At 40.8% G+C, this 15,912-nt stretch carries 11 protein-coding genes and 2 pseudogenes; 3 read left to right on the plus strand and 10 right to left on the minus strand.

Annotated elements, in window-relative coordinates; genetic code table 11:
• Positions 1-1,056: 1,056 nt before the first annotated feature.
• Both CXF95_RS01875 and CXF95_RS01880 read right to left on the minus strand, forming a co-directional pair.
• Complete coding sequence (locus CXF95_RS01875) at positions 1,057-2,766, minus strand: phosphoethanolamine transferase (protein WP_101197147.1); 1,710 nt, start codon at positions 2,764-2,766, stop codon at positions 1,057-1,059.
• A 76-nt stretch (positions 2,767-2,842) separates the two neighbouring features.
• Positions 2,843-4,024, minus strand: coding sequence for a hypothetical protein (locus CXF95_RS01880; RefSeq protein ID WP_232787589.1), 1,182 nt, complete (start codon positions 4,022-4,024; stop codon positions 2,843-2,845).
• A gap of 61 nt (positions 4,025-4,085) precedes the next feature.
• Here CXF95_RS01880 and CXF95_RS01885 point away from each other — a divergent pair, with 61 nt between their 5' ends.
• Both CXF95_RS01885 and CXF95_RS01890 read left to right on the plus strand, forming a co-directional pair.
• Entirely contained in the window at positions 4,086-5,210 is a 1,125-nt protein-coding gene (locus CXF95_RS01885) for an ISAs1 family transposase (protein ID WP_101197148.1), read from the plus strand.
• A 98-nt stretch (positions 5,211-5,308) separates the two neighbouring features.
• Positions 5,309-6,433 carry an ISAs1 family transposase gene (locus tag CXF95_RS01890; protein WP_101197148.1) on the plus strand — a complete coding sequence of 375 codons (1,125 nt, stop codon included), beginning with the start codon at positions 5,309-5,311 and terminating at the stop codon, positions 6,431-6,433.
• A 7-nt stretch (positions 6,434-6,440) separates the two neighbouring features.
• On the opposite strand, the pseudogene CXF95_RS01895 reads toward CXF95_RS01890, so the two are convergent.
• The 7 genes and pseudogenes from CXF95_RS01895 to CXF95_RS29870 all read right to left on the minus strand — a co-directional run.
• Positions 6,441-7,013, minus strand: a pseudogene (locus CXF95_RS01895) (ArnT family glycosyltransferase); the annotation flags it as partial.
• A pseudogene (locus tag CXF95_RS01900) lies at positions 7,010-7,363 on the minus strand (TVP38/TMEM64 family protein); the annotation flags it as partial. The pseudogenes CXF95_RS01900 and CXF95_RS01895, both read right to left, overlap by 4 nt.
• Positions 7,364-7,623: 260 nt before the next feature.
• Positions 7,624-8,661, minus strand: coding sequence for an IS4 family transposase (locus tag CXF95_RS01905; RefSeq protein WP_369809276.1), 1,038 nt, complete (start codon positions 8,659-8,661; stop codon positions 7,624-7,626).
• 94 nt (positions 8,662-8,755) lie between these two features.
• Positions 8,756-9,169, minus strand: coding sequence for a TVP38/TMEM64 family protein (locus CXF95_RS01910; protein WP_232787590.1), 414 nt, complete (start codon positions 9,167-9,169; stop codon positions 8,756-8,758).
• Complete coding sequence (locus CXF95_RS01915; RefSeq protein ID WP_101197149.1) at positions 9,156-9,878, minus strand: glycosyltransferase family 2 protein; 723 nt, start codon at positions 9,876-9,878, stop codon at positions 9,156-9,158. The genes CXF95_RS01910 and CXF95_RS01915 overlap by 14 nt, the downstream gene beginning before the upstream one ends.
• A 941-nt stretch (positions 9,879-10,819) precedes the next feature.
• Entirely contained in the window at positions 10,820-12,070 is a 1,251-nt protein-coding gene (ltrA, locus tag CXF95_RS01925; RefSeq protein WP_232787592.1) for a group II intron reverse transcriptase/maturase, read from the minus strand.
• Positions 12,071-12,602: 532 nt separating this feature from the next.
• Complete coding sequence (locus CXF95_RS29870; protein ID WP_198556471.1) at positions 12,603-12,782, minus strand: hypothetical protein; 180 nt, start codon at positions 12,780-12,782, stop codon at positions 12,603-12,605.
• Positions 12,783-13,424: 642 nt separating this feature from the next.
• On the opposite strand from CXF95_RS29870, the gene CXF95_RS01935 reads away from it, so the two are divergent.
• Positions 13,425-15,419 carry an LTA synthase family protein gene (locus CXF95_RS01935; RefSeq protein ID WP_101197152.1) on the plus strand — a complete coding sequence of 665 codons (1,995 nt, stop codon included), beginning with the start codon at positions 13,425-13,427 and terminating at the stop codon, positions 15,417-15,419.
• A 44-nt stretch (positions 15,420-15,463) separates the two neighbouring features.
• On the opposite strand, the gene CXF95_RS30265 is transcribed toward CXF95_RS01935, so the two are convergent.
• Entirely contained in the window at positions 15,464-15,697 is a 234-nt protein-coding gene (locus CXF95_RS30265; RefSeq protein WP_369809277.1) for a glycosyltransferase, read from the minus strand.
• Positions 15,698-15,912: the final 215 nt, after the last annotated feature.

The following is a 15,912-nucleotide window of genomic DNA, read 5'->3' on the forward strand; positions in this document are numbered from 1 at the left end:
TAATAAACGAGGTTTACTCGGACACGCACATTCAACTGGGTATTGTTGATATGGTATGAAACTCTATGGAATATAAAACGTCATTTTTCATAAGCTTTAAAATATACTTTAGCTCAAATTTTCTATTTCACCTCTTTTTCATATCAATGAAAGAGAGATAGTCAGCCACTTCTCTCCTATTACTCAACCGTTTTCATGTAATTCAGAATTCAAAATAAGCACCTCCCGCTGTTGTGCAAACCAGTTTTGAATATTGCTTTTATTCAAAGAGACTTATCTGAGGCGGCGCTCTACTTTATGAGGGCAATAATTCGGCGATCTCATCATTTTTTGTATTCAGGTGACTAAGTATTTTTTGGATCACCGATAGATGTTCATTAGACACATCCCTGAGTCTCGCCACAATGGGAAACATGCGCTGTGCAAATTGGCTTCCCTGGCGGTTTGATACCAATCACCTTAATTAATTTACCGCCTCGATCTAATCTCAACAGCATCCTCGACTGTCGGCAATGGTGGCATTCCTGCCGGTCAAAACCAGTTTGATCGAGCTACCGCTATGACGGCAATTGGCACAAGTTCTCCTTCAGGTTTAACGCTCGACTGTCCGGTATTAGGCTCTAAGCTGCCAGTCAACCGATTATCTATATGGCACATAGCTCTATGTCAGATTTGGTTAAGCTCTACTATTAATGACTATCAAGTAAGTTCACTAATTCATCTTAGTCAATTCACTCAGGCCTATAGGGAGGGGCGGGTTAAAAGTCTACAGCCTTTTTATGCAACACCGTCGCCAAAGCTTTTCTTACACACCCGCAACTTCAGAAACTTTTATTGAATTATTTTATTGAGTAAATCTATGCATTTTGGATAACAGGTGACTTTTATTTTTAGTGGGACACTTAGTGGTACATGGACATTTTATAGAAAATTTACTACATATTAATCAATAATTTAATTATTATGTTGAGTTCCCGCCAGCTCCACCACAAAATAAAAAAGGCTTATCGAAAGATAAGCCTTTTTTGTATCTGCTATAGGTACTTAAATCGCGACCTAAAGTATCTCAATCTGGCTATTTTCAAGCTCAGTGTTAGCTAACACCCCTGCGCTAGGGCATTGGGCCAGTACGTCCATACTTGCATCGTACGTACTGCTGTTTACTGATGTCATGCCAAGTAATGTATCAAAAAGATTATCGTGGGAAATAGGTTGCTCAGTCACAGACTTTATACACCCTGGGTTTTTATCAAGCATTTCTGATCCTTGCCAATAGATCATTGGTACGTGGGTTTGCTCACTTGGCGCAAACGCATAGGGTAACCCGTGCAGATAGACGCCTTTTTCGCCGAGTGATTCGCCGTGATCTGAGATATACAACATGGAAGTTTCAATATCTTTTATTTGCTCTAATTCTGTCAATTTTTCGATAACCTTACTCAACACAAAGTCGGTATAAGCGATGGTATTATCATAAGTATTAATGAGTTCCTGTTGTGTGCAGTTTTGAATATCACTGCGTTGGCAGTCTGGGGTAAAGGGCCTTTTATCTTGTGGGAAACGCCTAAAGTAGGTGGGCCCATGTGAGCCCATCATATGTAAAACGATGAGTGTATTGTTGTGAGTGAGATCATCGAGTTTATCTGCAAGCGGGCCAAGCAACGCCTCATCAAAACAATATTCGCCATCGCAAAACTGACTGTTAAGGTCTGGGGATAATTCAATACTTTTAACTCTGGCGCAAACGCCTTTGCAACTGCCATTATTATTATCAATCCATAACACATCTGTGCCCGCTAATTGAATAATGTCTAATACATTCTGTTGTGAGTCTGCTTTTTGTTTGTCGTAACTATGTCTATCTAGTCTGGAAAACATACAAGGCACTGATACCGCTGTTGCGGTGCCACAGGATCCCACTTTTGAAAAAGACATCACCCCTTTATCTTGGGTGTATTGATTGGTAGCTATGGCATAACCATTAAGTGAAAAATTTTGTGCTCTTGCCGTTTCACCCAACACTAAGACAGTAAGCTTAGCTGATCCCGCAGACTGAGAAATACTAGGGTCATTATCTAATAATTGGAAATCTCTATGGGGTGAAAAATAGCTTCGCTTGGTGAACTTGACCGCAGAGTCGAGCAATTTGTAAGGTGTGATATACGTAATTAAGTTAGAATTATTTCTACCAACGGCTGCATAATTCACATAAAAACACCCTGCGATCGCCACAATCAGCAGCAAAGTTACTCCAATCAACCGCAGTCTGGTTAGAATGTTTTGTCCAATAGATAATTGACGTATCGGTGCCCAATAGATTAACAATGAGGGAAGCACACCGAACAAAATCAAAAAACCTATCGAGTCAATATTTAAGTACGACAATGCTTCTGTTGTGTCTGTTTCGATGGCGTTTTGCACCATGGTATAGTCAAAAACGGTGCCGTAATTAAATATGGCGTAGAAAATAGTTGAAGATATTAAGACGGTAGTGATTAGCACTGGTTTCAACAAAAAGCCGATAGCCATAACACTATTAATCAATACAAATAAACTCAGAAGAAACAAGGGAACAGATAGTAAAAACAATAGGTTGTAATCATCAGACTTAGTGATCACCGATACAGTTTTAAGCAAAAAAGGTTCGTTGAGAACAAGAGCAACATAGGCACAGGTCAGAACAATCAGTAGGTTGCTTGATATCCTTATATTTTCAAAGGACTTAAACCCACGTTTTGAGCTGTGATAAACAGTATTATATAGCATTGTTCTACCAAGTGATTAACTTGGTAGAACAATAACGGTGTTAACTTAAGCAGCGCTTAAAAGATGCAGAGTATTTTCAATATCCGTATTTATATTCAGGCAAACTTTCAGAGCCCTGTGTACAGTTTTCTAGGCGACTAGCATGATTTAACAAAACCCAATCGACTCTATGGGCAAAACCTAGGTGAATCACTTTATTTGTATCATAACAATCGGTGACCAATTCAAAATTAATAATGACATACCCTTTAGGTCGCACTTTTTGCCATGCCCAAGCCGCAGTCAGTTGTTGTTGATGATCAGTATGATAGCCAAAATGTGTTGTTCGGTATGGCGAAAACAAAATAAACTGTTCGGAGAAATCCACTAAGGCAACTTCAGCATTGGGCTCAATGAACTTGCTCGCTACTCGATATATGTTTTTAGGGGTTTTCGCTTCGTTGAGTAACTCATACCCCAAAGTACTATAAGCCACCCACACCACTGTGATAAAAATCGGCCAACTCTGCCATTTATTGCCTTTCAAGCGTAACAGGCAACTGAGTAAACCCGCCCCACCGACTATGAGAAAAAACAGCCAAGGAACAACATTATATTTATCACTTAGTTGGGCCGCAAAATTAACCTCTGTCAGACCTGCGAGTACAAACACAAAAAAAGCGACAGAGAGCAATGCAACTGTTGCCCAGACCAGATTGATAAGCACCTTACTTTTTATTAACTGCGTAAAATATGGAGCGGTGATCAATGCAAGCATGGGCAATGCAGGCAACACATAAACGCCTCGTTTACCTGCACTCATACTAAAAAACACTATCACTAAAACAATCCAAGCAAGAGGCAAGATAATCCTAGCATCGACTTGTTTAATGGCCTTCCACCAAGGCTTAATTAACCAAGGTAAAGCCAGACTAAGGGGTAACCAAAAAACCGGAATAACAGAACTAACGTAGTACCAAAAAGGTTTAATGTGATGCCATGAATTGGCGTAACGTGTCACGGTTTGTTTAAACAGAATATTGTCACGATACACTTCATACAAAGGATTTTGACTTTGGTCTACCAACCACAGCATAGGTAAAAACCACAGGGATATGGCAAATAACATAACTAGCGGACCGAGATACCAAAGCCATTGCCGAGTGATAATCGGCGCCAGAGTATATGGCTTGCCACAAAAGCGTAACAAAAAGTGAGATATTAACATAAAAAGTGGTAGAAAACCCACACCTTTGGTTATCACCCAGGGCAATCGCATTAAAAATGGCTTGACACAGATCCCCTAATTTGATCTATTACTTCGCTTTACGCGACGTAATATGACCAAATACAAGCCCACACTTATCGAACATTTCAAAGACATTGAAGATCCTCGTCTTCTAAGAAAACAATTACATAAATTAGATGACATCTTTTTTATTACCCTATGTGCCGTTATCTGTGGCTGTGATGGCTGGGTTGCCATTGAAAAATTTGCCAACATTAAACGCACTTGGTTTGAACAATATTTATCCCTAGAAAATGGTATTCCGTCTCATGATACTTTGGGACGTATTTTTTCCTTAATTGATCCTGAGCAATTTCAAACCTGTTTTTCTAGCTGGATCAAAGAGATAGTAAAAAATGTCACGGGCGATGTGATCGCTATTGACGGTAAATGCCTTCGACGCACTCATGATAAGTCATCTAATAAATCAGCTATTTATATGGTTAGCGCATGGTCACATGATAATCAGCTGGCACTTGGACAAGTGAAAGTTGATGAAAAATCGAATGAAATAACCGCCTTACCTTCCCTACTCAAAAACTTAGACATCACAGGCAGTATCATCACAACCGATGCATTAAACACACAAAAGAAATCGGCTGAACTGATCGTGAGTAAAGGCGCTGATTATTTAACCGCACTGAAAGGAAATCAAAGCACCCTACATGATGATGTGATTTTATTCTTTGAAAATACCCCTAAAAGTTATGAGGGCACGTTAAATACTTATAAGAGTATTGATTCAGGGCATGGCCGTATTGAAGAAAGAACAGTGACTTCCTGCAACCGAATTGACTGGCTTACTGAGCATCATACTCACCCACACCTTGCCAGTATTGTTAGCGTCAAATCAAGAAGATTTCTTGCGAACGAATGGTCAGAAGAAACGCGATACTTTATTAGTAGCGTTAAGCATAACGATGCAGAGAAATTTGCTCACTATGTACGTGCTCATTGGGGTGTAGAGAATAATCTTCACTGGAGATTAGATATGGCATTTGACGAAGATCATTGTCGAATTCGTCAAGGATATGCAGATCAAAACATGGCAATATTACGCCACATATCTTTGAATTTATTAACGTCAGATAATGATAATAAGGTAGGTATTAAGATTAAGCGGCAAATGGCAGGTTGGGATAATGATTACTTGCTGAAACTGCTACAAATATTTTAATGCGATTGCCCTGGGTTATCACCCAGGGCAATCGCATTAAAAATGGCTTGACACAGATCCCCTAATTTGATCTATTACTTCGCTTTACGCGACGTAATATGACCAAATACAAGCCCACACTTATCGAACATTTCAAAGACATTGAAGATCCTCGTCTTCTAAGAAAACAATTACATAAATTAGATGACATCTTTTTTATTACCCTATGTGCCGTTATCTGTGGCTGTGATGGCTGGGTTGCCATTGAAAAATTTGCCAACATTAAACGCACTTGGTTTGAACAATATTTATCCCTAGAAAATGGTATTCCGTCTCATGATACTTTGGGACGTATTTTTTCCTTAATTGATCCTGAGCAATTTCAAACCTGTTTTTCTAGCTGGATCAAAGAGATAGTAAAAAATGTCACGGGCGATGTGATCGCTATTGACGGTAAATGCCTTCGACGCACTCATGATAAGTCATCTAATAAATCAGCTATTTATATGGTTAGCGCATGGTCACATGATAATCAGCTGGCACTTGGACAAGTGAAAGTTGATGAAAAATCGAATGAAATAACCGCCTTACCTTCCCTACTCAAAAACTTAGACATCACAGGCAGTATCATCACAACCGATGCATTAAACACACAAAAGAAATCGGCTGAACTGATCGTGAGTAAAGGCGCTGATTATTTAACCGCACTGAAAGGAAATCAAAGCACCCTACATGATGATGTGATTTTATTCTTTGAAAATACCCCTAAAAGTTATGAGGGCACGTTAAATACTTATAAGAGTATTGATTCAGGGCATGGCCGTATTGAAGAAAGAACAGTGACTTCCTGCAACCGAATTGACTGGCTTACTGAGCATCATACTCACCCACACCTTGCCAGTATTGTTAGCGTCAAATCAAGAAGATTTCTTGCGAACGAATGGTCAGAAGAAACGCGATACTTTATTAGTAGCGTTAAGCATAACGATGCAGAGAAATTTGCTCACTATGTACGTGCTCATTGGGGTGTAGAGAATAATCTTCACTGGAGATTAGATATGGCATTTGACGAAGATCATTGTCGAATTCGTCAAGGATATGCAGATCAAAACATGGCAATATTACGCCACATATCTTTGAATTTATTAACGTCAGATAATGATAATAAGGTAGGTATTAAGATTAAGCGGCAAATGGCAGGTTGGGATAATGATTACTTGCTGAAACTGCTACAAATATTTTAATGCGATTGCCCTGGGTTATCACCCCTATCCCCATAAAAAACCAGGCAATGAAGTACCAACGCCATTTACCGTCAACTAAGGTAAACCTTAGCAACCCATAACAACCTAGAGTGATCCAAGCACATACCATGGCATCAATCTGCGCCGTTTTGGCTTGTAACATAAACTGAAGACTAAAGGTAAGTAGCAGTCCTGCGATAAAACCAATTTGAGTTGACCATAACTTGCGTCCAATGTCGTAGACTAAAAATACGGTTAATAAGCCACTCAAAGCTGAGGGGATTAAAAAAGCAAATTTGATCGAGTCGGTTACCCAATAGAAAAACGCAATAGCCCACATGAAAACGGGGGGGTTGTCAGGATAGAGTTCCTGTGCCCTTGCGGGGAAAAACCATTGCCCTGTGTCAATCATTTCTTTAGCTACTAAGGCAAATCTGGGTTCGTCAGCAGGCCAAGGATCTCGTAAACCTAAGCCAATCAATATCAAACTAGCAGCAATCGACATTAACCAAAATAGTGCATGTCGATGCTCAGATGTGACATTATAAAAATACTCACCCCAGCTATGGTTCGGGCTCATTTTCTGACGGCCTCATTTTGTTGAATTTTTTTGGGGTCCACCAGCTCGATGTCGTCGATTAAGCTATCTGCTTTATATTGCTTATACAGTCTGACACTTAACAAACTTGAAATAACAAATAACGCAATACTTAAGACAACTTTCCAGATAGAGAGAACAATCACCCCCTTGCCCATCAAAGCAAAGATGGCCATTTGTGGTAGATAACCAATCATAGAGCCCATCACAAAAGACAACCCACTGACATGGCTGACACCTGCCACAAGGTTGGTGACTAAATTATTTCCAATGGGCAATAGCCTAATAACGATGGTTTTTGTGAAGGGACTTTTTGCCAGGAAGCGGTCGATCAATGTCATTAACTTAAGGATTTAACACATACGTTTATAATTCATTGGGTACTTATTTGGCTTGGTTCTCCGACCTTTTCGAACAAACTTACGGTTGGGTCGAATAACACTTAAATTCTTTGATATTTTATTTATCAGGAGTGCGTATAACTCAAGCTCAGCTAGCTTCATTGTGAACCGTACAACATTATCTTTGAGCTGATTTACTGCAAAGGTGAAATTGATTTTATATTCATAGAGCCTATTGTTTTTAGCTTTCTTTATTTTTGTTTTGCATCATGTATTGCACAAACGGCAAGGTTTTTAGTTAATAGCTTAGCGTGTAAGTCTTGTAAAACACCTTCAACAGAAACACTAGAATAATTCTCAATATTAAGGCGACTTTTCAATACTTTGTAATCTTCTTCAACTCCCCAGCGTTGGTGATATAAATCAGCAAAAAGAGCAGTAGGATAAGCTTGTAGATCTGTTAATGACGAAACTAAAATCTCCGATTCACCTGACGGCAGGTCAACTCGCACTAATCGTAAACGTAGTGATTCGGTCGATATTTTATCTTTTCTGCATCGGCGAAGAGACTTCTCAATACAAGGAAAGTCAACGATATCACTATATTTTCCACTTTTTAAGAAGGCTTTAACAACATTAGAGCTTTGAACAATGCGCATGCAGAAATCAACATTCTTTAGCCTATGGTACTTATAAAACCAAACGGCTGGATAACCTCTGTCGTAAACGACTAAATCGCCTGCTTGGGTTTTATTTAAATGCTTTAGTGCCATTTCACGCTCCCCTGTTGAATGACTTTCAACCTGTAAATCTACCGTAATATTATTCTTAACATCATAAAGTTGAGAAAGACGAACGGCAGGCATAGCAGCATGTGAGCGAGCTTTACCAAAATGCTTAAGTAGTTCGTTAGAGGTTGGTAATTGCGTGACTGACCCATCAACGGCTAACAGTCTGTGTCCTTGCCATTTATCGATGGTTGCAGCTTCATAGAATGCTTGAACTAAATCATTGTTTAACTCAATAAATGCCTGATGAGATAGTTTCATTCTTGCTTTACAAAAGGCGGCAGTGCTAACTGATTTTGTTGACAAGTAGCTATCATCGATAACATTGAAAAACCGAACAAGTTCAGCCTGAATTGAACCATTGAGAGCATTCAACATAAAACTCATTAAACGAGGGAAAGTAAGGGTGCGATTTCGAGTGAAATCGGTAGGTTTTTTGCGGTGATTTTCTAAAAACGCAGTTGAATGAATTTTATTGGTTGTTTTTTGTACTATTTGAATTAAATACTGAACAGCGCATTGGTAATTTCTCTAAATTTTTAATTCATCGACAGATTATCAACTAGGTAACTTGTTGTAAATACGCAAAATAAGCTTAAGTTAATGACATTGAGCGGTCGATAGCAGATACTTTTTGTGGGTAACGCTTTTTAACCTGTTCTCTGACTGCAAATCTTGCAAAATACATGCTCAAGATACAACCGAATCCAGCGGCTAAGGTCGATAGCAATGCGCCATTGATGAATCCAAATGCATAGCCCCCAAAAAAAGCTAACAATTGTCTTGGGCTGCCTAATGCAGTAGCTGCCGCTCCGAGTCCTATAAACAGCAACATGCCAGTCAAACCATTGTCCCTAATGTGGGCATCTATCCAATTTTCGTTGAAAGACTGAAATAGGACATGATTACTGACTATGGCTCCACCGAGCAAACACACCATTAATAACATCATGGCTCTTTTAAACCATTTAAAACGGATAACCGCCAGTAAACGTTTAGTCAAGATCATCAATCACTTCACTAGCTTTATATCGCCGCTGCAGCCACATTACACCTATCATATCAATCAACCCAACACCTAAACGCCCTAACATATTGTATTTCGATTGCCCAAACTGGCGATCTCTATGACTCACTTCCACTACCACAATAGTGCCGTTAAGACGTTTAATGAGGGCCGGTAGAAAACGATGAATATGATCGAAATAAGGTAGCTCTAAAAAGGTTTTGCGGGGAAATATCTTTAGACCACAACCCGTGTCAGGAGTCTCATCTCCAAGCAAATAGCCACGTACGCGGTTGGCAATTTTTGACTGAAAACGCTTCCAAGGTGTGTCTTTGCGATGTTTGCGATAACCTGCCACACAAAAATCTGAACCTTTTGGAAGTTTTAATGCTTCTGTCAATAACAATGGAATATCGGCTGGATCATTTTGCCCATCAGCATCCAAGGTAACAATTAAATCGCCTGTAGCTTTTGATACACCGGTTCTGATTGCCCCACTTTGTCCAACAGAAAAAGAGTGCTTATAAGGCCGTAACGCTGTGAATTTCTCAACCCGCATATAAGTGGCTTCTGCGTAGGTATCGTCTTCGCTACCATCATCGATATAGAGGATCTCAAATGTTGCAACATCCTTCAGCGCAGCGATTATTTCATTTACTAAGGGTTTGACATTCTGCCGTTCATTTTTGGCAGGGATAACGACATACAGCATTAAGTAAAGACTCATCAGCAAAATTAAATAAAAAATAGAATATTTTAATTATATTAAGGTTTACTTAAGGCACCCCAAAAAATATTATTTTAGTACTATTCAACCAAACAATGAGTTCATAACCCATTCATCAATTGTAAATATCAAAAAAGTTAAAACACATGAAAATACAATTGCATGAAAAGTCATTACTTTCCTAATTGTTAAACAACCGCATCTAGATTTTTAATATCGGTAAGTTGTAGCTCTTTTCTGCGTATCTTTAACCCACAATTAAACAGCAAAAGTATGATTTGATTGCAAACTGTATTAGCCAAAAATAAACAAGATTTCCATATTTATATTTCATAAAAACAGAAGACCTAGAAAAACCTGGCATCATAAAGCAATAGAACACATTAAAGAGCAGCAGTGTTAAGCCAGCAATCCTCGGTATTCCTCATATATCCAGCGCAATTAACTATCTTTCTCTTCTGAAACATCAGTGGTGTGAATTCTAATTGTTCAGTATTCTTTTTGGGCAGGTCTAGGCTTACACAGTGAAGTGCATTTAGGTACTCCGCGTTATTTACTCTCGTTTTACAGCGGTTGCGTCGTAATCATCCTCGTTAAGCAGAAGATCCATTAACTGTTCCCAGTCTTCGACTAGCAGTATGCGGATAGTCGAACGCAGGTTTTCCCACAGATGTCGTTTGGAGCCATAGGCTTTCCTACGCCTTATAACATCTTTCAGTTCGAAGACCTGGTGAAAGATAAAGGCTAGCAGGGTTAACAGATACATGTTGAAACTCAGGTTTTGTTCACCATGACTGACGTTGTGGTCTATTTCATAGCCCTGATTTTTCAGGCTGTTAAAGCACTCATGGTGAGGAGGCCGCAGGAGCTTCCCCCGCAGCCTCTCGCAGAACGGTACGTGAACCTCTCAATTCATACCGCTCCCATTAGGCAAACCCTCCTATCATCCCTGCTCGCCAATGGGCGAACAAATGAGGGCTTTGCTTTGCAATTCCTTCCAGAAATTGGATCGCTTTAACCTTGTGTCTACGAAGTGGTTTATATTTGCGTCTTGCCCACCTCACTAGGGCTTTGTTTACGTGGCGGCACATAGCATACAAGGCTGAACGACTATAACGCCCATAGTAACCTATCCACCCATTAATAAGAGGATTAAGCCACCAAGCCAGTTGTTCAATACTTCGGTTTGTTGCCATGCGTACACGTAGTTTTCTGATCTTCAACCGCATCGATTTTAAGGCATGGTTGCTGACCGCTGGCGTAAAATTACTAAATAAGCCATTTTGCTTGCGACTCCAACAACTTCTACGCCTGAAGGTATAACCCAAAAAGTCAAAAGCCGTATTTTCATACTGCCCTTTACGACTATCATCTTTACAATAAACGATTTTGGTCTTTACCGGATGAAGCTCAAGGCCACATTCAGTAAAACGCTGCCTTAATACATCAAGCATATGCTGAGCCTGCCCCTCACTGCGACAGTGCACTAAACCATCATCAGCATAGCGGCACCACAGCGTCTTCGGATAGTGCTTTTGTAGCCACATATCGAAAACATAATGAAGAAACAGATTTGATAAAATTGGACTGACCACACCGCCTTGCGGTGTGCCCCGCTCCCGTTTTATCAATTCACCATTTTGCATCTGCATCGGGGCGGTTAACCATCGTTCAATATACAATCTCACCCAAGGAGAGTCTGTATGCTTGCGTACCGCTTTCAATAGCAAGTCATGGGGAATGTTATCAAACAACCCCTTGATATCGAATTCTAATACCCAGTCATAGCGCCAACAGCGTTCGCGCGTTACCCCCACCGCATCTAATGCAGACTTATTAGGCCGATAGCCATAAGAGTCCGCTAGAAAGTGAGGCTCAACTTGAGGTTCAAATTCGAGTTTCACCACCATTTGTGCAATACGGTCGCTGACCGTTGGTACACCCAAAATACGCTCTCCACCGTCTTTCTTTGGTATTGCTACCGCTTTAACCGGTGGTGGTATATAGCTACCTGAGGATAGCCGGTTCCACAATTTGTAAAGATTATCTTTTAGATTTCCCTCAAAATCCTGAATTGATTGTTGATCAACCCCAGCAGCCCCTGCATTGGCTTTTACCAACTCAAAGGCTCGCATCACCTGCCATTTTGGGATGATATATGGTTTTGTCTTTGCCAACACTTCCTCCTGTTTTATCAACAGTTGAGCAGTAACTAAAGACTGCCTAACGTTACCCCTTCGCTCCACACTCATTACAATTGCTTCAACACTACTACGAGCAACTCCGCCCCAGTGCTACGTATTGGTACTCTCATACTCATCAATTCAGTGACTTGTATTTCTCCCTTAACACCGTAACGACTGGTTCCCACAGTTCCCATTGAAAGCCTAATATAGAGTCACGCCCACTATACGCCGGACACCGCTTGCACAGCATTCGGAATGTACCTGCAAACTTATCCCAGAAGATAGAAACGCCCCTGGTTTTGATGTCAAGTCTTTGGTTAACGACGCGTCAGCATAGGTTCGCCTTAACTCGTCTCTCTATATCTCACCTGCCGGACTATTGTCCGCACTTTGACTTCAACGCTTATGACCATTACTCTTAATAACAGCCACTTGAAGTGGTTTGGAGCCAGCTTCCGACAGCAGACTCCGGTGGGCCTACCACCATCTTTCAATGAGCTTATCCATAAGCAACAGCACATCCCTATGCAACTAACTTATGTGCCTGTGGCACACTCTCGATTTTCCATCTGCATCTGCCAGCTCTGGCTAATTGAATGGCATTCTCTTGAGTCACTGAGATATCGTTCACCCAACTGTTTCGGGATAAGCCATACCGTCCAGTACCCCTATTATCGGCCCTATCTTCGTTGAACTTGCTCACAATAGCGTGCGATTCCCTCACAAGCTCGCCTCGATAAACGCGATAATAGCAGCACTGGATGCTTTCAATGTCTTTGCAAACCAATTGGCAGCATCTAACATATTGTTTTTATTGCAATGACTTCTAGGGACGCGGCACGTCTTAACCCGTATATGGTTTTAGGTGATCGTGGTGACTAATACCAATCACCACAACGCTGCAGATTCACAGGAGACGGGTATATATTGAGGCGGGTAGGGTTTGTTTTGTTCAGGCAAAGGCCATTCGTGGCAGGTGTACCGTCTAAAAGAATAACTGCCAGGGAACGTTGAACAATAGTGGTCAGCGAACTTGTTCAATACCTTGAGAAAGAGAAGTTTTTTATTTGCGCATCTCCAGACAATAACGTAGTTTACACTCAGATGGCGAATCTTAAGTTCTTGCTAAGATTGGCTGAAGAATTTTCTTGCTAAGTCTATTAAATATGGACTTGCGGTAGTCTTGCGTAAATCTTCAGATTCTCTTAAGCGATTCTTAAGCTAATACTCCTAAGATGTATGCTATTCAATAATACATGGGCTGTGTATGCGAGCTGTTGGCAGTTGTTACCACCTTATTCGACCTTTTTTGACTTTTTTCACCATCGCATTAACGATACTCTTTATGTTTCGTTTAGGATTTTTGCTTTGGCAAATAGAGCGCATTGAGAACATCTCAACCGTTGTGCAGGTGATGGTCAATGGACTTAGAATAGACATCAGTACCCTGTGTTATTTACTTATTATTCCCGCCTTGCTGCATCCTGTTATGTTTCTCCTTAAACAATCAAAATCTTGGTTTTCTGTTCTGAGGTATTGGTTTTTGCTGTGTATTGTTTGCTTGGTGTTTTTTGAAGTGGCTACTCCGACGTTTATCAGTGAATACGATCTGAGACCAAACAGGCTGTTTATAGAGTACTTAATCTATCCCAAAGAAGTGTTTAGTATGTTGCTTAACGGGCATCTTGTTGCGGTATTATTCGCTTTAGTTGCATTGTTGCTCTGTTCATTTGTTTGCTGGAAAATCATCTATTTACAGGTATTGCCCAGGGCAAGCAGTGCCAAAGAGTCTAAACACAGCTTGCAAGCCCAAGGTGTTTCTCCTGCTGTGGCTGCGATTTCTTTTTTATTGGTTTTTATTGCTATGTTTGCTGGGGCGAGGGGGACGATGGGCCACCGGCCTATAAACCCCTCATTCGTTTATTTTTCAACTGACCCCCTAATCAACTCATTGACACTTAATTCAATGTACAGCGTTGCATTCGCCGCAAAACAACTTGGCAACGAGATCCATGCTGCCAAGGTTTATGGGCACCTAAGCAATCAACGAGTCATTGACCTGGTCCGCCAGGAAACAGGTCAAAATGTGACTGCATTCCAATCAGACTTGCTTCCCACGCTGAGTAAACAAATTCCTAGTCACAAAGGTAAACCCAAGAACTTGGTCATTATTCTTGAGGAAAGCCTTGGGGCACAATTTGTTGGGCATCTCGGGGGCAAGGGGATCACGCCTGAACTGGATAAACTTATGCAAACGGGATGGAATTTTGAGCGGCTTTACGCCACAGGCACCCGCTCAGTTAGGGGCATTGAAGCGGTTATTAGCGGCTTCACACCCACGCCAGCCAGATCGGTCGTGAAGCTGGATAAATCACAACGCAATTTTTTTACCCTTGCCAGTTTGCTATCACGTCACGACTATGAAACCCAGTTTATTTACGGTGGCGAAAGTCATTTTGACAATATGAAGAGTTTTTTCCTGGGTAATGGCTTTGAGGATATTGTTGATTTTGATGATATAAGTGAACCCCAATTTGTTGGGTCCTGGGGGGCCAGTGACGAAGGGCTATTCAATCAGGCGCATAAGGAGTTAACGGCGCTGCACAAATCGGACAAGCCGTTCTTTAGCCTGGTATTCACCTCAAGTAACCATGATCCCTTCGAAATTCCACAAGGTAAAATTTCAACAGTGGCAGGAGAAGACGATAGAGACCGTGCAATCCGTTATGCCGACTATGCACTGGGTAACTTTATCGAAATAGCCAAACAATCAGATTATTGGCAAGATACGCTATTTTTGATCGTTGCTGACCATGATGCCAGAGTGTTTGGTGCTGAGCTGGTACCGGTAAAATCATTTCATATTCCCGGTCTTATTCTTGGCAAAGATATCACGCCACGACAAGATACCCGTTTGGTGAGTCAGATTGATTTGGCACCGACCTTGTTATCGTTAATGGGCATTGCAGATTACCATCCCATGCTGGGCCATGATTTGATTAAGGAAGACGCTCCGGAGCGGGCCATGATGCAATTTTCCAAGAATTTCGCTTACATGACCAATGACAAAGTTGCGATACTGCAGCCAGACAAAGCCCCTTCCTATTTTGCTTATGATCCCGCAGCCAAACAGTTAGTGCGCAGTCCGGAAGACGCGAAGCTAGGTGAAGTCGCACTGGCACATGCATTATTTGGTAGCTTGGCGTATGACAAGCAGTGGTATGATTTGAAACCGGAGCCGGAGAGTTCAGGCAAGGCAGAAGTAATGGCCAGTAAAACCGATACTAGTGTTGATGGGGCTAACTCGGACTCTATAAGCGGAATACTGCCATCAATCTAAATTACAGCACCCATCATAAATGTTTAAGGGTGCTTTGACTGGTATTAGAAAGCTGAGTAAAGGGCTTCTCCCCAGAATAAGCACAAGTTGACAATTAAATCATCTGTAGCTTTTGATACACCGGTTCGGATTGCCCCACTTTGTCCAACAGAAAAAGAGTGCTTATAAGGCTGTAACTCTGTGAACTTCTCAACTCGCATATCTGCGGCTTCTGCGTAGGTATAGTCTTCGCTACCATCATCAATAGAGAGGATCTCAAATGTTGCAACATCTTTCAGCGCAACTGATTATTTCATTTACTAAGGGTTTGACATTCTGGCGTTCATTTTTGGCAGGGATAACGACATACAGCATTAAGTAAAGACTCATCAGCAAAATTAAATAAAAAATAGAATATTTTAATTATATTAAAGTTTACTTAAAGCACCCCACTATTAATTTCATCTTAATATTATTCAACCAAACAATGAGTTCATAACCCATTCATCAATTG

This window comes from Paraglaciecola sp. MB-3u-78 (assembly GCF_002835935.1).
Lineage (GTDB): Bacteria > Pseudomonadota > Gammaproteobacteria > Enterobacterales > Alteromonadaceae > Paraglaciecola.